Raw genomic sequence first — 18,041 nt, forward strand, 5'->3', positions numbered from 1 at the left:
CCCTCACCCCGGCCCTCTCCCGGAGGGAGAGGGGGAAAGGCTGGTCCTCTGCACGATGTGGCCAGCGGACGCCGGACCGTTCCCACGCCCCTTTGGGGAGAGGGTTAGGGTGAGGGGTGATTTTTGTGGAGAACTATCATGTCAGCATCAACGCCACTGCTGTCGCTGAAGGGGATCACCAAGATTTTTCCCGGTGTGCGCGCCCTTGAGAACGTGCAGCTTGATCTCTGGCCCGGCAAAGTGACCGCCTTAATCGGCGAAAACGGCGCGGGGAAATCCACGCTGGTCAAAGTGATGACCGGTATTTATCAGCCCGAAGAGGGCGAGATCCTCTATAAAGCGATCCCTATTCATCTGCCAACGCCGGAATCGGCGCATAAGGTAGGGATCACCGCCATTCACCAGGAAACCGTGCTGTTTGACGAACTCTCGGTCAGTGAAAATATTTTCGTCGGCCAGTATCTGTATAAGGGACTGTTAAAAACGCTCGACTGGCCGGCGATGCACCGCAGAGCCAGCGAGATCCTCACCCGGCTGGAAGTCCAGATCGACCCGCGGGCCACGCTGAAAACCCTCAGCATCGCCCAGCGGCACATGGTGGCGATTGCCCGGGCGCTGGCTTTCGACGCCCAGGTGGTGATCCTCGATGAGCCGACCGCCGCCCTCTCCCAGCATGAAATCCTGGAGTTTTATCACATCGTTGAGCGTCTGAAGCAGGACGGCAAAGCGATCCTGTTTATCTCGCATAAGTTCGATGAAATTTTCGAGCTGGCCGATTATTACACCATCCTGCGCGATGGGGTGTACGTCAGCTCCGGGGCGATAAGCGACATCACCGAAGAGCGAATGGTGTCGATGATGGTGGGCCGGGCGATCACCCAAACCTACCCGAAAATCGACTGCACGCCCGGAGAAACGGTGCTGGAGGTGACCGATCTCTGTCATCCTACCGAGTTTGCCCATATCAGCTTCCGCCTGCGCAAGGGCGAAATTCTCGGCTTTTACGGCCTGGTGGGCGCCGGACGCACCGAGCTGATGCAGGCGCTCTCCGGTGTCTCGCGTCCCTCCTCCGGCGAGATCCGCCTGAACGGCAGCCCCATGCGCTTTCGCCAGCCCGCCGACGCCATCCGCGCGGGCATCGTCTGCGTGCCGGAAGAGCGGCAGAAACAGGGGGCGATCATCGCCCTGCCCATCGCCCAGAACATCAGTCTGCCGCAGCTCAGCAAGCTCAATCCTAACGGCGTCCTGAACGACGCCCGGGAATGGCGGCTGGCGGACGAGTACGCCTCGCGCCTGCAGGTTAAAGCCTTCAGCTGGCGGCAGCCGGTGGAGACCCTCTCTGGCGGCAATCAGCAGAAAGTGGTGATCGGCAAATGGCTGGCGACCCACCCCGAGGTGATTATCCTCGACGAGCCGACCAAAGGCATCGATATCGGCTCAAAAGCCGCCGTGCATCAGTTTATGTCCGAGCTGGTCAGCCAGGGACTGGCGGTGATTATGGTGTCGTCAGAGCTGCCGGAAGTGATGGGCATGGCCGACCGGATTATCGTGATGCACGAAGGGCTGATGGTCGCCGAATACCAGGCCGGGGAAGCGACAGCGGAAACCATCGTTAGCGCCGCCAGCGGCATCGGCCAGGAGGCGGCATGATGGGACACGCATGGCTTAAACATCGCGAAGCGCTGCTGGCGGTGGTCATCATTTTGATGATCGGCGCCATCGGCAGCCGGGCGCCGTCGTTCGTTTCACCGGGCAATCTGGTGGAGATGTTTAACGATACCGCCATCCTTATCATCCTCGCCCTCGGCCAGATGATGGTGTTGCTCACCAAAGGCATCGACCTGTCGATGGCCGCCAACCTGGCGCTGACCGGGATGATCGTTGCCCTGCTTAACGCCCACTATCCGGGTATTCCGGTGGTGGCGCTGCTGGCGCTGGCAACCCTGCTGGGCCTGCTGATGGGGATGATTAACGGCCTGCTGGTCTGGCGCCTCGGCATTCCCGCCATCGTGGTGACCCTGGGCACCATGAGCATTTATCGCGGCATTATCTTCCTGCTGACTGACGGCGGCTGGGTTAACTCACATCAGATGAGCGCTGATTTTCTCAGTCTGCCGCGCAGCACGCTCCTGGGGCTGCCGCTGCTGAGCTGGTGCGCCATCGCCGCGCTGCTGCTGGTAGGGTATTTCCTGCGCTACAGCCGCACCGGCCGGGCCTTGTACACCGCGGGTGGCAACGCGACGGCGGCGTACTACACCGGCATTAACGCCGGAAAAATGCAGTTCGTCAGCTTCTGTCTCTCCGGCGCGCTGGCCGGCTTCTGCGGCTATCTGTGGATCTCGCGTTTCGCTGTCGCCTATGTCGACGTGGCGAACGGCTTTGAACTGCAGGTGATAGCGGCCTGCGTGATCGGCGGTATCAGCACCATGGGCGGAAGCGGACGGGTGCTGGGCTGCCTGTGCGGCGCGCTGTTCCTCGGGGTCATCAATAATGCCCTGCCGGTGATCGGCATCTCGCCCTTCTGGCAAATGGCGATCTCCGGGGCGGTGATCGTCATGGCGGTGCTGCTCAACGAGCGCGGCAATCGCGGTCACGGGCGGTTAATCCTGCGCAACGCGGCGTTAGCCCGACAGAAACAGGCGGTGAAATCATGAGCAAGATGATGGTATCTGAAGAGATGAAAAACGCCCCGGCCGCGCCGTCGCCGCTGCGCCGCATGCTGTGCTGGGAAGGGTTTTTACTGGCGGTCACCCTGGCGGTATTTATCGGCAACGCGGTGGCTTCCCCGTACTTCCTCAATATCTGGAACCTCTCGGACGCGACCTTTACCTTTACCGAGAAGGCGATCGTCGTCCTGCCGATGGCGATGCTGATTATCGCCCGGGAAATCGATCTGTCGGTGGCCTCGACGATGGCGCTCAGCTCAACGGTGATGGGCTTCTGCGCGGCAGCGGGGGTGGACACGCCGCTGCTGGTAGTCATCGGCCTGGGCGTAGGTCTGCTGTGCGGCCTGTTCAACGGCTTGCTGGTGACTCGCTTTAACCTGTCGTCCATTGTGATCACCATCGGCACCATGAGCCTGTATCGCGGCATCACCTATATCCTGCTGGGCGATCAGGCGCTCAATCACTATCCGGAGAGCTTCGCCTGGTTCGGCCAGGGCTACGTGTGGGGGGCGCTCTCTTTTGAGTTTGCGCTGTTTATCCTCCTCGCGGCCGCCTTCACCTTCCTGCTGCATAAAACCAACTTTGGTCGCCGGACCTACGCCATCGGCAATAACCCGACCGGCGCCTGGTTTTCGGGGATCAATGTTAAGCGTCATAACCTGGTGCTGTTCGCGCTGGTCGGGCTGATGGCCGGGCTGGCGGCGGTCCTGCTGACCTCACGGCTCGGCAGTACCCGCCCTACCCTGGCGATGGGCTGGGAGCTGGCGGTTGTCACCATGGCGGTGCTCGGCGGCGTCAATATTCTCGGCGGCTCCGGCAGCATGCCCGGGGTGATCATTGCCGCCTTTCTGATGGGGCTGGTGACCTTCGGCCTGAGCCTGCTGAACGTCCCCGGCATCGTGATGTCGGTGATTATCGGCGCCATGCTGATCGTGGTGATCTCCCTGCCGATTATGACCCGGCGGATGATGCAGCGAAGACGATGTTAATTTCCCCCTCACCCTGGCCCTCTCCCCAAGGGAGAGGGGACTGCCCGGCGCACGCAGGCAGCCTGTAGTCCGGGACCGGTTTTCCCCCTCTCCCTGCGGGAGAGGGCTGGGGTGAGGGGAAACGGATTTTCCAAAATCAACATTAAGGAGAATTATCATGAGTTTTATGTTGGCACTACCTAAAATCAGCCTCCACGGCGCAGGCGCTATCGGTGATATGGTTAAACTGGTGGCCGGTAAGCAGTGGGGCAAGGCGCTGATCGTCACCGACGGTCAACTGGTGAAGCTGGGCCTGCTGGACAGTCTGTTTTCCGCGCTGGATGAACAGCAGATGGCTTATCAGCTATTTGACGAGGTGTTCCCCAACCCCACCGAAGCGCTGGTGCAGCAAGGCTACGCGGCTTACCAGGCGGCCCGCTGCGATTACCTGATCGCCTTCGGCGGCGGTAGCCCGATTGATACCGCCAAGGCGATAAAAATCCTCACCGCCAACCCTGGTCCCTCCACAGCCTACTCCGGCGTCGGCAAAGTGAAAAACGCTGGCGTGCCGCTGGTGGCCATCAACACCACCGCCGGCACGGCGGCGGAGATGACCAGCAACGCCGTGATTATCGATAGCGAGCGGCAGGTAAAAGAGGTGATTATCGACCCGAACCTGATCCCGGATATCGCCGTCGACGACGCCAGCGTGATGCTCGACATCCCGCCAGCCGTTACCGCCGCCACCGGCATGGATGCCCTGACCCACGCCATCGAGGCCTTTGTCTCCGTTGGCGCCCATCCCCTGACCGACGCCAACGCCCTCGAGGCCATTCGCCTGATCAACCTGTGGCTGCCGAAAGCGGTAGACGATGGTCACGATCTGCAGGCCCGCGAGCAGATGGCGTTTGGCCAATACCTGGCGGGCATGGCGTTCAATAGCGCCGGTCTCGGGCTGGTACACGCCCTGGCCCATCAGCCTGGCGCCACCCACAACCTGCCGCACGGGGTGTGCAACGCCATCCTGCTGCCGATCATCGAAAACTTTAACCGCCCGAACGCGGTGGCGCGCTTCGCCCGCGTGGCGCAGGCGATGGGCGTCGATACCCGCGGCATGAACGATGAGGCTGCCAGCATGGAGGCCATCAACGCCATCCGCGCGCTGAGCAAACGCGTAGGGATCCCCCAGGGTTTCAGCCAGCTTGGCGTCAGCAAAGCCGATATCGAAGGCTGGCTGGATAAAGCGCTGGCCGACCCGTGCGCGCCGTGTAACCCGCGCTCCGCCAGCCGCGATGAGGTTCGCGAGCTCTATCTGGAGGCCTTATGATCCGTAAAGCCTTCGTCATGCAGGTGAACCCCGACGCGCACGAGGAGTACCAGCGCCGCCATAACCCCATCTGGCCAGAACTGGAGGCAGTGCTGAAGGACCACGGCGCGCACCATTACGCCATTTATCTCGATAAAGAACGCCATCTGCTGTTCGCGACGGTGGAGATTGAGTCGGAAGCCCGCTGGGAGGCGGTCGCCAGCACGGAAGTGTGCCAGCGCTGGTGGAAATACATGCGCGAGGTGATGCCCAGCAACCCGGACAACAGCCCGCTGAGCGCGGAGCTCAAAGAAGTGTTTTATCTGGCGTGAAAATAACCGGCCTCCCTCCAGACGGGAGGCCGGTCGATTAAACGGTCATCGCATTATCCCGAAGCGGCTCGGTTTTCGCCTTACCCGCTAACGTAAACGCTGAGATTAAGGTAACCGTCAGGGCAATACCGCCGAGGATCATATAGGTATCCTGAAAGCCGATCCGATCGTACATATTGCCGGCGAAGGCGGAGAGGAAGATCGCCGCCACCTGCTTGGCGAACTGGAAGCCCACCAGGTAAATGGTCGCCGACAGCCGGACATCAAACACACCGGTAATGTATTTAAAGGCGCCCACCAGCAGGAACGGCACCTCCAGCGCATGGAGCATTTTCAACGCTACGACTTCCGCGGCCGTAGTGGCGAAGGAAGAGCCAATCATTCTTGCCGCCATCACCATCCCGGCGATCAGCAGGGTATTCTTCGCCCCGATGCGGTTAATAATCCACGGCGAGCTGAACATAATGATGGCGTTACATATTTCTCCCGCAGTGGTGGCGAAACCAAAGGCGCGGGTGCCCGCTTCCGGGGTCGCAAAGAACGATTTGAAGAAGGTGGCGAACTGCTGATCGAAAACGTCATACACGCAGGCCACGCCGATAACATACAGAATAAACATCCACATCTTACGCTGGCGGAACATGCGCACCGCCGTTTTTAAATCGATCGCCGGGCGATTGGCGCCGAGCGAATCCATCACCTGCGCGGACTGACTGGCCTGCGGTTTGGCGATGGCCACCAGCACCACCAGCAGCAGCGCGGCGGCTGACCCCATCCAGAATACCCATTCGGGATTAATGCTGAACAGCATTCCGGCGGTGGTTGCGCACAGCGCCCATCCCAGACAGCCAAAGGTGCGCGCCTTGCCGTATTCAAACCCGCTGTTGCGGCTTACCCGTTCGATATAGGCCTCCATCGCGCCGGCGCCTGCGGAGAATACAAAGCCGATATAGGCGCCGCCGCTCAGCGCCCCGAGCCAGATGTTGGTTTTCAGCAGCGGAGCGAAAACATAGAGGAAGAAGGGAGCAATCAGCACCAGCAGAACAGTCACGATCCACATCAGGTGTTTTTTCAGCCCCAGCTTGTCAGAGATCACCCCGAGGACCGGCTGGAAACAGATGGCGAACAGCGACAGGCTGGAGAAAACGAGGCCGGTTTCGGTTTTATTCAGGCCGATGACGTCCGACAGCCAGATCGGCAGAAACGGAAAGCAGGTGGCCATGATGAAGAAGTAGAGAAAGAAGAACAGCCCGAAAATCCAGAAGTTGGGGTTGTTTTTGTGGGTACAGACGGTCGGGTTCATTATATTTTCCTCAAGAAGGGCCGCGACGCGGCCCGATACCATCACACGCGTTGCAGGCCAATCAGAATGGCGCTTTCCGGGTCGAGGATGGGCAGCGCCAGCCCCGCCTGCTGTAGCCACTCACCGCTCACCGTCTGCGGCGTCGTCATCCATGCCGGCAGCTTCCGCATGGTGTGGCCGCCCTCGCCGGTGATCTGAATGTTCGGATGATCGAGGAGCGTCACCTGATAGCGGGCGTTCGCCTCCAGCCCCGCCAGGCGCAGCGGCGCCATCAGGGTGTAGTCCGGCATCGCCAGCTGGCTGACGAGGAAAATCGCCTGCGCTTTATCCGGGCTGACGACGCCATGGGCAAGGGTGGTAGCGTCCGGCATATCCATCCGCCACTGCACGCCGTGATGGATCACGTCGCGCCACTGCTTATGCAGGGCCGCATATTTCCGGTATCCGGCGCGCTCTTCTTCATCGGCGCTCACCGGATCCAGCTCAAGTCCCATATGACCAAACAGCGCCGTCAGGCCGCGGAAGGCGATACTGTGCTGGCGGAAAGTGGCATGACAGCGGCGATTGCCAATATGCGCGCCCATCACCTCCGGCGGGAAGAAGTAGCTCATGCCGCGCTGGATGGTGTTGCGCTCAAGGGCGTCATTATTGTCAGACGCCCAGAAGCGATGGCTGCGCTTGAGGACTTCATAATCGATCCGCCCGCCCCCGGAGGAGCAGGATTCAAATTCAATGTGCGGGAAACGGGCCACCAGCGTATCCAGCAGGCGGTAGAACTGGCGCGTTTGCGCGTCCGCGGCGGCGCGTCCCTGATGCCCAGGCTGCACCAGCTCGCGGTTCATATCCCACTTCACGTAGTCCACCGCGTGCTCGCCCAGCAGCCAGCTCATCCGCTCCAGCAGATAATCAAACGCTTCCGGAATGTTAAGATTCAGGACAAACTGATGGCGGCCGGTCAGCGGGGTATAGCCCGGCAGCGCGAGCACCCAGTCCGGGTGCGCCCGGTACAGATCGGAATCCGGGTTAATCATTTCCGGCTCCACCCAAATACCGAATTCCATCCCCAGCGATTTCACATGATCGATAACCGGCGTCAGGCCGTGGGGGTACTTTTTCTCATCAAGATACCAGTCCCCAAGCGCCGCCCAGTCGTCGTTGCGCCCTTTAAACCAGCCGTCATCGATAATAAAGCGCTCGACGCCCAGCGCCGCCGCCTCGTCAGCCATACGCATGATGTAGTCCGGGTCGTGGTCGAAATAGATCCCCTCCCAGGTGTTGAGATGCACCGGGCGCGGCTTGTTACCCGGGAAGCGAATAATCCGTTCGCGCAGATAACGATGGAACTGCTGGCTCATGCCGTTCAGCCCGTTCGCCGAGTAGCTGGCATACAGGTACGGCGTCCACAAGGTTTCCCCTTCCGCCAGCGCCATTTCGCCCGGCAGATAGAGCGCCTCGGCCTGCAGATAGCGACGGCCATCGGTTTTCACCTCCGCCCGCAGGCGATGGTTACCGCTCCAGGCCAGATGTACGCCCCAGACTTCACCCTGCATCTCGCTAAAGGCGCGGCTGCCGGTGATCAGGGCCGGGAAATGTTCGTGAGAGGTGCGCCCGCGGCGGTTCTCCAGCACAAAGCTGTCGTGCTCCAGCGTCAGGCGGTGAAGCTGAAACTCGCGGATCCAGCGGCCATGGAAAGCCATCACCTCGCGAGCGCGTTCGGCGACCGGCAATGTGACCGCCAGGCGATCCACCTGCCATGGGCTGGCGCGCAGATTGGTCACGCCATGGCGCACGCTCAGCACGCCGCTGGCATCCAGCGCGATCTCGCTGTGCAGACGCAGGCCGGCCTGTGGATCTTCGCTGACCAGGGTCAGCGTCTGGCCCTCGTGCCGCACTTCGCTGGTGGTGAACAGCGGAGAGGCATCCAGACCCTGACGATGGCCTTCAATGCCCGGCGCGCCAAACAGGCCATGGCCCAGCTCTGCCATTAAGGTCACTGGCGAATCGACATCCAGTCTGCCGTTGGCGACCGGGCGCATCAGGCTGTCGGCATCCTGCGGTGAAAAGTGGCTTAAATGTGGCCCCCAGTAGACAATTTCGGCGAAAGGGCGAGTTTTAATGACAACATCGGCACCGGCACTTTGCAGGTGAATCAGCGAATCAGACATCAGACATCTCCATAACAAGGAATGTCTTACTGTTGATCCGAAACGTTTCGGATGCCAACCAAAACGTTTCGGATTCGTGATCGGCTTCAGAATTACGGGTTAAAAAGGGGTCAGGTCAGGCAGTTTCGCCGGGGATGAATTCGGGCTGCCAGAGCACCTGCAGCGAGGCCAGATCCTCGCCAGCAATTAAGCGGCGGACCATATCGGCAATCTGCCGTCCCACACCCTGCCGCGTGGACTGGATCACCGCGGCAACGTCGGTCTCAATGATGCTGTCCTGCGGCAAGCCGTCATACACTACTAAGGCGACGCGGTTGTCACCGGTCAAACGGCCCAGATGGGCGAGCGCCATGGCGGCGCCATCGCCATGAGTATTGCAGTCGGTGATGATCGCGGTAGGCGGCTCCGGCAGACGCAGCAGCTCCAGCGTGGCCTGATAGCCGCCGCGGCGCGTCGCCGGCACGCTACGCAGCCATGCATCGGATAACCCCGCCTCGCGCAGAGCATCGAGGTAGCCGTTACGCCGTTGCAAAATAAACGCCTGATTGTTGTTCTCGCCCAACAGCGCGATACGCTGGTGGCCCTGTTGAATCAGATGGCGGGTGGCGCGGCAGGTGCCGGCATAGTTATCGAAATCAAACCAGGCGTAGGGCTGTGCCAGGCGGCTACGGCCAAGCGCCAGAAACGGAAAGCCTGAGGCCTGCAGCTGCGCCAGCCGCGGATCGTCATCCAGGGTATGGGCCACGATTAAAGCGTCGACGCGACGGCCCTGCACCATGCGCATATAGCCATGTTTATCCGCCTGTTCATCATCGGCGATCAGCAACAAATCAATGTCATGGCGCGCCAGCTCATGGCTGATCTCCCCAACCATCTCAAGAAAAACGTTATTGTTGAGCGGCACGGGGCGGACAGGAAAGACGAGACCAACGGCATCAATGGTGCCCATTTTCAGACGGCGGGCGAAAGTGTTGGGGCGATAGCCCCGGCGCTGCGCTTCAGCCTCAACCCGGGCGCGGGTCTCCTGTGACACATCGTCATAGCCGTTCAACGCCCGGCTGACGGTCGTGACGGAGATCCCAAGTTGTTTGGCAATGGCTTTCAGCGACATAAAAATCCCTGTTTTCGCATAGGAAAGCTAGTTTCCCGCAATATGGCTATGACGTCCAGCGAGCGCGCGTCCCCCGCCGACGCGATGTCAGTTTTGCTCAGCGATCAGCAGAGCCTGCGTATCCGGCTCCAGCGCCTGAAAAACATGCTCCTGATCCGCCGGGTAGCAGATATAGTCGCCCTCGCCGAGCTCTTCCGGCGCCGACGTCAGCCCTACCCGCGCCCGCCCCTGGGTGACGATAATATGTTCCACCGAGCCTGGCGGATGCGGATGCGAAATACGATCGGCGCCGGGCTGGGTTAACAGTAAATAGATGTCCCGACGCGCGCCTGGCGGACAAGCGGCCAGCAAAATGGCCTGATAGTTCGCCTGCTCCGCCACCACCTTTGTCCCCTCTCCGCGGCGGATCACCTGCGTTTTGTTCACCTGCGGCTCAAGCAGGCGGGCAAACGGGATATCCAGCGCCACGCAGAGCGACCACAGCGTTTCCAGACTCGGATTGCCGTTGCCGGACTCCAGTTGCGATAGCGTGGATTTTGCGATACCCGCCCGACGCGCGACTTCCGCCAGCGAGAGACCGGTCCGCGCCCGCTCCCGCACCAGGCTTTTGGCAATAACGCTGATTGGCTGTGTCATACCCGCCCCTTTGTTTTTTATATCGAACGATTCGTTCGCCTTGAAAAACGTTCATTATGTGTTCATTATAATGGGAAATCGTTCGATATGGCTAAGTGATATGAAACAAACTCTCTCCAGTCTCAGCGGAGACACGATAAAAGCGATCGTTTTGGTCTGCCTTGCCGTCGGGGTGGTGGGTATGTCCTATGGGTCGCTGGCGGTGGCTTACGGCTTCCCCTTATGGGTGCCGCTCTTGCTTTCGGTGTCCGTGCTGGCAGGCGCTTCTGAATTCATGTTTATCGGCATTATCGCCAGCGGCGGTAGCCCACTGGCCGCCGCTGCCGCTGGCCTGTTAGTCAACGCGCGCCATATCCCGTTCGGTGTGACCGTGCGCGAACTGGTTGGTCGGCGCGCCTTAAGCTTTATCGGGTGCCACATTATGAACGACGAGAGCGTGGTCTTTGGCTTGTCGCAGCCCACCCCTGCGCAGCGCAAAGCGGCCTACTGGCTGTGCGGCGCCGGCGTCGCGCTGATCTGGCCCCTCGGCACGCTAACCGGCGCGGCCGTCGGCAAACTGCTGCCAGCGCCGGAAACCATCGGGCTTGATGCGGTCTTCCCGGCGATCCTGCTGGCGCTGGTGATCCCGGCCTTTAAAAACCGCACTACGCTGATCCGCGCCGCCAGCGGCGCCGCACTGGCGCTTGCCGCCGTACCGTTTGTGCCCACCGGGCTGCCGGTGCTGCTTTCGCTGTTTGGTTTACTGTCGAGGAAAAAATAATGGGCAATATGACGCTGTTTATCGCCGGTATCGCCATCCTGTCGCTGGGAACCTATCTGATGCGCCTCGGCGGCGCGAAGCTCGGCAATCGGCTGGCATTTTCCGAGCGCTCGCAGGCGCTGCTTTCCGATGCGGCGACGGTGCTGCTTTTTTCCGTCGCCCTGGCCACCACCTTCTATGAAGGGGCGCATTTCGCCGGCATGGCGCGCGTTCTGGGTGTGGCTGTCGCCGTGTTCCTCGCCTGGCGCAAGGTCCCGCTGATCGGCGTGATTATCGCCGCCGCCGTGGTGACCGCGCTGCTGCGCCTGGCGGGTATGCCTTAGGGCGGGTAAGCGTAATCCGCCAAACCGGCGTGCTTTCCAGCGATCGTGCCTTCAAGCCAGTGAATAATCGGTTTTATCTCCAGCGGATACCGCTGGTCTATCGTCAATACGGGCCCTAAAGACATGGGCTGCGCCCGCCCGGCCAGCTGGGCCAGCTCCGGCAGATACTCCTCGCCGGGATGGCCCGGCGGCCGCGTCGCCAGCCGCGAGGCATAGCGTGCGACGGCCAGCTCCGGGGTAATATGGTTCCAGATCTCAATTACCTGCTCCACGCCCGCCTGCTGTAGCAGTCTCTGCAAGGTCTCCCGCGGCTGAAAACCGAACCAGGCGTCGATCAGCCAAACCATGCTGGCAGGCGACGCGCCGACAATCGACCAAATCACCTCATACGCCGCACAGCCCAGCTGGCGATTCATCGGCCGGTCGACAGGGGCCAGGCGCGCCATAAACGGCTCTTTGATGCCGTCGATCGTCAACACTGGTAGACTAAAGGTCTCCGCCAGCAAACGGGTGATGGTGCTCTTCCCCGACGCCGGAATGCCGTTGATTAATATGGCCGTTTTGCAGCCTGGGGTCAGATGTCTGTTCATAGTAATGCGACGACCTCCTCCCGGCTGCGGGCCGTCCGCAGTTTGGCCATGGTGTCATTGTTATCCAGCAGCGCGACGATGGAACGGATGCCCTCCTCGATATGCGCATTGCTGTCCCGGGCACCAAACATAATAACAATGTCCGCCTTTTCACTGTCCGCAAACGGGATGGGCTTTTTCAGCACCACCAGGCTAAAGCAGTTGCGTCTGACGCCGCACTCGGGGCGGGCATGGGGGATGGCAATCCCTTCATCAAAAACGTAATAAGCGCCATGATTCAAGGTATTATCGATCACCGCCTGGCTATATTCCGCCGAAATAAAGCCTTTCGCCTCCAGCGGGCGGGCAGCCAACTTTATTACCCGCTGCCAGTCGGATTCCACAACGCCAACCTGAATGGCATCGGCCTCAATAAGCAGTTCTTTTATGGTCATTCTCTGTTCCTAGATATTGCGACGAATAATATTGCGTAAATTATCAATCTGCAGAAACAGCGCATCGATATCCTGCCGGTGGCTCTTACTCTTGGCATATACCGATAATGCCCGGTTGTAAGTCAACATCAATGTTTTTTGCACGTCGCTATTATCGGGCTGGCGCTGTAATTCGCCTTCCAGTCTGGCGATCTCTTCCGCCAGCTGACGGGACTGTTGATCATAATCCTGCAGCGGGTTTTGCTCTTTTTTCCACAGCGTTTTCAATGATTCAAACATAGCAAGCTCCCTCCCTGGCGGAAGACAGGGCAACAAAAGATATGTGTCGGTAAAAACGCTATTTAAATAGCGCCATTTTTTCCATTAATACGGCAGTCACTGCCTGGTTGGCGGGAATTAAAAATTTCCGTACGCTGTCATTTACTTTTCCTTTCTCGAACGTTGATTTACAGCGGTCGACCCACTGCACGTTCATTTCCGTTCCGACGTTCACTTTATTAATCCCTTCAGTGACGGCCAGCCGCATATCGTCGTCACTAACGCCTGTGCCGCCATGCAGCACCAGCGGCACGCCAGTCGCTTCGCTTATCGCCTTCAGCCGCGCATGCTGTATCTGCGCTTTACCGGTGTACAGGCCATGCACAGTGCCCACCGAGACGGCCAGCATATCGACCTGCGTCTCCTCCACAAAACGTTTCGCGTCGTCGACGGTAGTAAAACAGATATCTTCGGCAGCCACCGCTTTTCCATCCTCTGACCCGCCGATCGCCCCCAGCTCACCTTCTACCGTAATATTCCGCGGCCGGGCCATTTCCACCACAATCCGCGTGTTACCGATATTTTCCTCGAGGCTTAAGTGAGACCCGTCGTACATCACCGAAGAAAAGCCCGCATTCATTGCCGTCTCGATGGCTTTAATATCGGAGCAGTGATCGAGGTGCAGGCAGGTCGGGATATTTTCACTGTCTGCTAATGAACGCACGGCATCGACCAGTAACCGATACCCCAGATACTCTGCGGTACCGGTTGATATTTGGATCATTAATGGGCTGTGGCTGTTTTGCGCGGCTTTGAAAAAAGCCGGTAACATCTCAATACAGTGCAAGTTAAACGAGCCAATCGCTTTAAAATTTCTTTCCTGAGCGATGTTTAAAATCTCATTAAAATTATACAGACTCATGAACATTTTCCCCTTTCGGCTTAGCGGATTTACCGTTTACAAACCATGCCAGTGCGGCGACAAACACAATAAACAAGGCGACAAAGAGCCAGTTATTCTGGAAGGCGTGGCCTAATACCAGACCGGAGCTGATGACGTCAGAATCGCTGAAGGTGACGCCCGTAAAGCCGTAGCTCTCCAGCATGGGCACCAGAATAGCCGGCAGAAAAGTGATAAACAGACCGTGGATAACCCCGCCGATCATCGCCCCGCGACGTCCGCCCAGCGCATTACCAAATACCCCTGCCGTACCGCCGGCGAAAAAGTTGGTTAACAGCCCGGGGAGGATCATCGCCAGACCGAACATCGGGAAAACCAGCATGCCGATAATCGAGCCGACAGTCGTCGCCAGAAATCCGACAATCACCGCATTTGGCGCATAGGGAAACAGCACCGGGCAATCGAGAGCAGGCTTTGCATCCGGGACAATACGCATCGCGATACCGCGAAAAGCCGGCACCAGCTCATTGAGTAATAAACGCACACCGCTATAGAGGACAAAGACCCCGGCGACAAACTGAATGGACTGCATGAAGGCATACATCAGGTAATTAATGCCGCCGGAGAATTGCGCGATGTACTGCGGCCCCGCCGCAATAGCCGGGATGAGATACATAGGCACCATCACCACCGCCATGGCCAGATAGGTATCCTGCAGAAACTTAAAGTTATCAGGCAGTTCGAGATCTTCCGTGGAGCGAGAGCCTTTTCCGACAACTTTAGCGACCGCAGCCTGCACCAGATAGCCGATGGTACAGAAGTGCCCCAGGGCCACATCGTCAGACCCGGTAATGCGCCTGACCACCGGCTGAGCCAGGGCCGGCATTAAGACCGCCATCACACCGCCGAAGATACCCCCGGTTAAAATCAGCGGTACGCCAGTGAGCCCGGACTTATAGCCAATCACAGCCCCAATTGTCGCCATCCACAGCAGCGCCTGGCCGGTCAGGAAAATATATTTTAGCGGCGTCAGACGGGCGATAATAATGTTGACAGCAAAGATCACCAGCAGCGTCAGCGCCACTTCCGAACCTAATTCCCGATTCGCTAACCCGGCGATGGCGGCCACATCGGTAATATAGCCTTTCATGCCAAACCCCTGGGTGAAGATATCATTCAGGAAGGTCAGGGTGGCGACAATGATGTTTATCCCGGCCATCATAATTAAGAAACCGAGCAGCGTTTTAAATGTCCCTTCCGCGGTTTTGCCTGGCGATTTCTTTTGCAGGATCAGGCCAAGCATGGCAATAAAAGCAATAAGGATGGATGCCTGGCCGAGTAAATCCTTAACGATAAACGCAACGAAGCTATTCATAATCAGCCACCTTCAGATGACGTTCTTTTAAGAATGCGACGATCTTGGTTTCAATCTCCTCTTTATCAGTAAGTTTATTCAATACCACGACACGTTTAATTTCTTCTTCACTGGCATCGGCGGTTAAGATGTCGGCAAAGGTTTTTTGCGTCAGAATCATATCCGATTTAAAGGCCCCAGCTTCGGAAACGGTGGTGTGTTCAATATGAGCGGGAATTTCCAGCTTCTTTAAAACTGCCTTCGCCGTCATTTCAATGGCAAAGCTTGAACCGAGGCCGCAGCCACATACGCATAAAATTTTCAGCATGGAGGGTCTCCTCAAATAATATTGAGTTGCTTGGCAAGTTTATAATGATGTCCTTCAGTATCGACCAGACGTTTTTTCATACTGACTAGATCAATCGGAATAGGTTTGTTACTGGAATTAATTATTATGGCTTTATTTTTCATACCTGACTGAATACAGCGAACCACTTCACTGGCCATAATGGTACCCTGATAAATCTCTTCACAGGTTGGATCACCGCTGCGTAAACCATAGCCGACGATCGTTTTACGGATACGGACACCTATTTGTGGTTCCAGCTGTTTAATCATGGTATCAATCGCCCCCTGAAAGCCGGGAGAGTACTCTTTGGTATAGCCTTCTGAGCAGAGGATCACGACGCTATTTTGCATGCTCAGCTTCCGGGTAATCCGTTCCGCAAGCATGGTCAGCGGCATCTGTGCCTCCGGGATCAGGGCAATATCAGCATTACATTTAATGGCGGACTGTAACGTTAGTTCTCCACAATAGCCTCCTAATATCTCAACCATAAAAACCCGACCCGGCAGCGCTCTTCCGGTATTTCTTAAACGGGAGACTTCTTTAATAATTTGCTCACAGGCCGTGGAAAAACCAATCGTATAATCACTGCCATACACATCATTATCGATAGTCATCCCGACACCAAAGCAATTAATCTCAAATTCACTAAGGGTATTCAGAAACTGCAGGCTGCCATCCCCCCCGGCCATAATGAGCACATCAATACGCAGAGATTTAAGTTTTTTAGCAATGCTTTCATATTCACTGCGCTGCAGTTTGCGACTGGTTCGCCCCGAGGTAATGATCGGCACCGCGGTAATGGAGAAATCAACCAGATCGCGCCACGCCATATCCTGATGACTTTTCTCCAGTAGCCCTGGAATACCGCCATTAAACAGCGTGATATCGGCATTAGCCTGCCTGGCTACCTGGAATATAAAATTATTCATTCCCGAAACATCCCCGCCGCTAATAACGATGCCAATTTTCATGACGCTTCCTCGCTCATTTGCCTGACAACATTTTTCCCTGAGTACAAGCCTTCTATTTGCAATAAAGATCACATAATGCGTATTAAATTACGTCAGTGAATGGTTGACAGTAGCAGTGACATGCTTATTTATGTGATAAACATCTCATTTAAAGAGGGTGATCGCCATCGCTTTCTGTTTTTAATATCTTTATATTTCATAGCGTTAAAATATCGAGATATTCAGGCGTGCAGACCTTTCCTTTGCCGTTAATATAGGGATTTAAGAAAAGAACGGAAACGTGATTACTGCCACATTTTTTTCGTAGCAGAGGGGAATATCGGGTAATTTCGCCGATGCGGGAAGCGAAACAAAAAAAGCGCCCTAAGGCGCTCTTTCGACAGTAACTTTATGCTTATTTGTTCAGTTCCGCAGTCATATGCACGCGGTTGCCGGTAAAGGCTTCGGTAATTTTGTAAGACGAAGCGCCAGCAGCCTGCGCCTGAGCAGCGATTTTCGCTTCCGCACCATCCATCGTGGCAGCGGTGGCGGTCACGGTTTCAGCAGCGAATGAACCAAAAGAAGCGGCCAGTGCGATTACTGCGACAAAAGTTTTGATGCTTTTCATGATATAAACCCTTTCATTTAGTTGTTTAGATAAGGCGCCGTGCCTTGATGTGTTAAATAGTAGCCCGCACATCGCTAAACAAAAAGCGGAAGGATTTGCTGTCATTGTTCAAATTTATTGATCGATATTTAACCCGCAATTAAACGCTGCGGATGGGTGTAAACTGTCGCCCTGCCCAGCTTGCAAAAGCCCACCAGCGTCAGATTGCAGCGCTCGGCCACTTCCACCGCTAAGGTGGTGGCCGCCGAGACCGCGAACAGGATCTCGACGCCGCACATAGCGGCCTTCTGCACCATTTCATAGCTGGCGCGGCTGGAGACCAGCGCGGCGCCATGCTGCCAGTCCTCGCCAATTTCCGCGCGCTGGCCCAGCAGTTTATCCAGGGCGACATGCCGGCCAACGTCTTCAAAACCGCCCGCCAGCTCGCCAGTCGTCCTGACCCAGGCAGCCGCATGGGTACAGCCGGTGAGCCGGCCGACCGGTTGAAAGTCGTTAAGATGCGCCAGGGCGTGGTCGAGGTTGGCTAGATCGAACGTCTGAGTGAACGGTAGCGGCTGAACTGGCTTACCAATATCATTGAGCTGCTCGACGCCGCATACCCCGCAGCCGGTGCGCCCGGCCAGCGCGCGACGCCGGGCTTTGAGCCCCATAAAACGTCGGCTGGAGAGCTCAATCTGTACCTCAAGGCCATTGCACACCGACACCACGTCCATGCCGAAAATCTCCCGCCGATGCTCGATAATCCCTTCGGATAAGGAAAAGCCGACGGCGAATTGCTCCAGGTCTTTCGGCGTGGCCATCATCACCACATGGGAGATACCGTTGTAGACCAGAGCGACGGGAATTTCTTCGGCTAACTCGTCTGGCTGAGGGTGTTGCAGATCCTCGCGTTTCCAGAGGGAGACCTGGCGATATCCTGTGACATTCGTCACATTTTTGATTTGTTCGAGAGGCTTCTTGTTCACTTTGCTTTAACCGTATTGGAACAGGCATACACACAATGTGGT

Annotated in this window: 20 protein-coding genes; 7 read left to right on the forward strand and 13 right to left on the reverse strand. The window is 57.4% G+C overall.

The features are described 5' to 3' along the window. Positions 1-138: 138 nt before the first annotated feature. The 5 genes from CW267_RS07050 (at position 139) to rhaM (ending at position 5,272) form a co-directional block, all read left to right on the forward strand. Positions 139-1,650: a sugar ABC transporter ATP-binding protein gene (locus CW267_RS07050; protein WP_016162048.1), complete on the forward strand. Its 1,512-nt coding sequence runs from the start codon at positions 139-141 to the stop codon at positions 1,648-1,650. Beyond that, complete coding sequence (locus CW267_RS07055) at positions 1,647-2,654, forward strand: ABC transporter permease (protein ID WP_165454530.1); 1,008 nt, start codon at positions 1,647-1,649, stop codon at positions 2,652-2,654. The genes CW267_RS07050 and CW267_RS07055 overlap by 4 nt, the downstream gene beginning before the upstream one ends. Continuing rightward, positions 2,651-3,655: an ABC transporter permease gene (locus CW267_RS07060; protein ID WP_046622715.1), complete on the forward strand. Its 1,005-nt coding sequence runs from the start codon at positions 2,651-2,653 to the stop codon at positions 3,653-3,655. Before CW267_RS07055 ends, CW267_RS07060 begins: the two co-directional genes overlap by 4 nt. Before the next feature lie 157 nt (positions 3,656-3,812). Continuing rightward, on the forward strand, positions 3,813-4,961 hold the full coding sequence (fucO, locus tag CW267_RS07065) for a lactaldehyde reductase (RefSeq protein ID WP_022064610.1): 1,149 nt from the start codon (positions 3,813-3,815) through the stop codon (positions 4,959-4,961). Continuing rightward, positions 4,958-5,272, forward strand: coding sequence for an L-rhamnose mutarotase (gene rhaM, locus CW267_RS07070; protein WP_002882870.1), 315 nt, complete (start codon positions 4,958-4,960; stop codon positions 5,270-5,272). Before fucO ends, rhaM begins: the two co-directional genes overlap by 4 nt. Positions 5,273-5,309: 37 nt before the next feature. Here the strand turns inward: rhaM and CW267_RS07075 are convergent, their stop codons facing one another. The 4 genes from CW267_RS07075 to CW267_RS07090 all read right to left on the reverse strand — a co-directional run bounded on the left by CW267_RS07075 (position 5,310) and on the right by CW267_RS07090 (position 10,487). Beyond that, positions 5,310-6,575, reverse strand: a complete 1,266-nt coding sequence (locus CW267_RS07075) for an MFS transporter (protein WP_008807889.1) — start codon at positions 6,573-6,575, stop codon at positions 5,310-5,312. 41 nt (positions 6,576-6,616) lie between these two features. Beyond that, the gene (locus CW267_RS07080) at positions 6,617-8,740 is read right to left on the reverse strand and encodes an alpha-galactosidase (RefSeq protein WP_046622716.1); all 2,124 of its coding nucleotides are present in this window, start codon (positions 8,738-8,740) and stop codon (positions 6,617-6,619) included. Positions 8,741-8,855: 115 nt separating this feature from the next. After that, positions 8,856-9,851, reverse strand: a complete 996-nt coding sequence (locus CW267_RS07085; protein WP_012969229.1) for a substrate-binding domain-containing protein — start codon at positions 9,849-9,851, stop codon at positions 8,856-8,858. Positions 9,852-9,938: 87 nt separating this feature from the next. Then, positions 9,939-10,487: a helix-turn-helix domain-containing protein gene (locus tag CW267_RS07090; RefSeq protein ID WP_002882865.1), complete on the reverse strand. Its 549-nt coding sequence runs from the start codon at positions 10,485-10,487 to the stop codon at positions 9,939-9,941. A 100-nt stretch (positions 10,488-10,587) separates the two neighbouring features. On the opposite strand from CW267_RS07090, the gene CW267_RS07095 reads away from it, so the two are divergent. Then, the gene (locus CW267_RS07095) at positions 10,588-11,247 is read left to right on the forward strand and encodes an AzlC family ABC transporter permease (RefSeq protein WP_008807892.1); all 660 of its coding nucleotides are present in this window, start codon (positions 10,588-10,590) and stop codon (positions 11,245-11,247) included. Next, complete coding sequence (locus CW267_RS07100; protein WP_008807893.1) at positions 11,247-11,570, forward strand: AzlD domain-containing protein; 324 nt, start codon at positions 11,247-11,249, stop codon at positions 11,568-11,570. The genes CW267_RS07095 and CW267_RS07100 overlap by 1 nt, the downstream gene beginning before the upstream one ends. Here the strand turns inward: CW267_RS07100 and CW267_RS07105 are convergent. The 9 genes from CW267_RS07105 to fdhD all read right to left on the reverse strand — a co-directional run bounded on the left by CW267_RS07105 (position 11,567) and on the right by fdhD (position 17,999). Next, positions 11,567-12,160 carry an AAA family ATPase gene (locus tag CW267_RS07105; RefSeq protein ID WP_008807894.1) on the reverse strand — a complete coding sequence of 198 codons (594 nt, stop codon included), beginning with the start codon at positions 12,158-12,160 and terminating at the stop codon, positions 11,567-11,569. The genes CW267_RS07100 and CW267_RS07105 overlap by 4 nt on opposite strands. Beyond that, complete coding sequence (locus CW267_RS07110) at positions 12,157-12,594, reverse strand: PTS sugar transporter subunit IIA (RefSeq protein ID WP_008807895.1); 438 nt, start codon at positions 12,592-12,594, stop codon at positions 12,157-12,159. The genes CW267_RS07105 and CW267_RS07110 overlap by 4 nt, the downstream gene beginning before the upstream one ends. Before the next feature lie 9 nt (positions 12,595-12,603). Then, entirely contained in the window at positions 12,604-12,873 is a 270-nt protein-coding gene (locus tag CW267_RS07115; RefSeq protein WP_002882858.1) for a hypothetical protein, read from the reverse strand. 58 nt (positions 12,874-12,931) lie between these two features. Next, on the reverse strand, positions 12,932-13,774 hold the full coding sequence (locus CW267_RS07120) for a class II fructose-bisphosphate aldolase (RefSeq protein ID WP_008807896.1): 843 nt from the start codon (positions 13,772-13,774) through the stop codon (positions 12,932-12,934). Next, positions 13,761-15,128, reverse strand: coding sequence for a PTS sugar transporter subunit IIC (locus CW267_RS07125; RefSeq protein ID WP_004203642.1), 1,368 nt, complete (start codon positions 15,126-15,128; stop codon positions 13,761-13,763). Before CW267_RS07125 ends, CW267_RS07120 begins: the two co-directional genes overlap by 14 nt. Then, the gene (locus tag CW267_RS07130) at positions 15,121-15,435 is read right to left on the reverse strand and encodes a PTS sugar transporter subunit IIB (RefSeq protein WP_004151864.1); all 315 of its coding nucleotides are present in this window, start codon (positions 15,433-15,435) and stop codon (positions 15,121-15,123) included. Before CW267_RS07130 ends, CW267_RS07125 begins: the two co-directional genes overlap by 8 nt. A gap of 11 nt (positions 15,436-15,446) precedes the next feature. After that, entirely contained in the window at positions 15,447-16,427 is a 981-nt protein-coding gene (locus CW267_RS07135) for a 6-phosphofructokinase (protein ID WP_008807898.1), read from the reverse strand. A 394-nt stretch (positions 16,428-16,821) separates the two neighbouring features. Beyond that, positions 16,822-17,034, reverse strand: coding sequence for a YdgH/BhsA/McbA-like domain containing protein (locus CW267_RS07140; protein ID WP_004127125.1), 213 nt, complete (start codon positions 17,032-17,034; stop codon positions 16,822-16,824). A gap of 128 nt (positions 17,035-17,162) precedes the next feature. After that, the gene (fdhD, locus tag CW267_RS07145; protein ID WP_100781510.1) at positions 17,163-17,999 is read right to left on the reverse strand and encodes a formate dehydrogenase accessory sulfurtransferase FdhD; all 837 of its coding nucleotides are present in this window, start codon (positions 17,997-17,999) and stop codon (positions 17,163-17,165) included. Positions 18,000-18,041: the final 42 nt, after the last annotated feature.

Source organism: Klebsiella sp. X1-16S-Nf21 (genome assembly GCF_002837615.1).
GTDB classification, from domain to species: domain Bacteria; phylum Pseudomonadota; class Gammaproteobacteria; order Enterobacterales; family Enterobacteriaceae; genus Klebsiella; species Klebsiella variicola.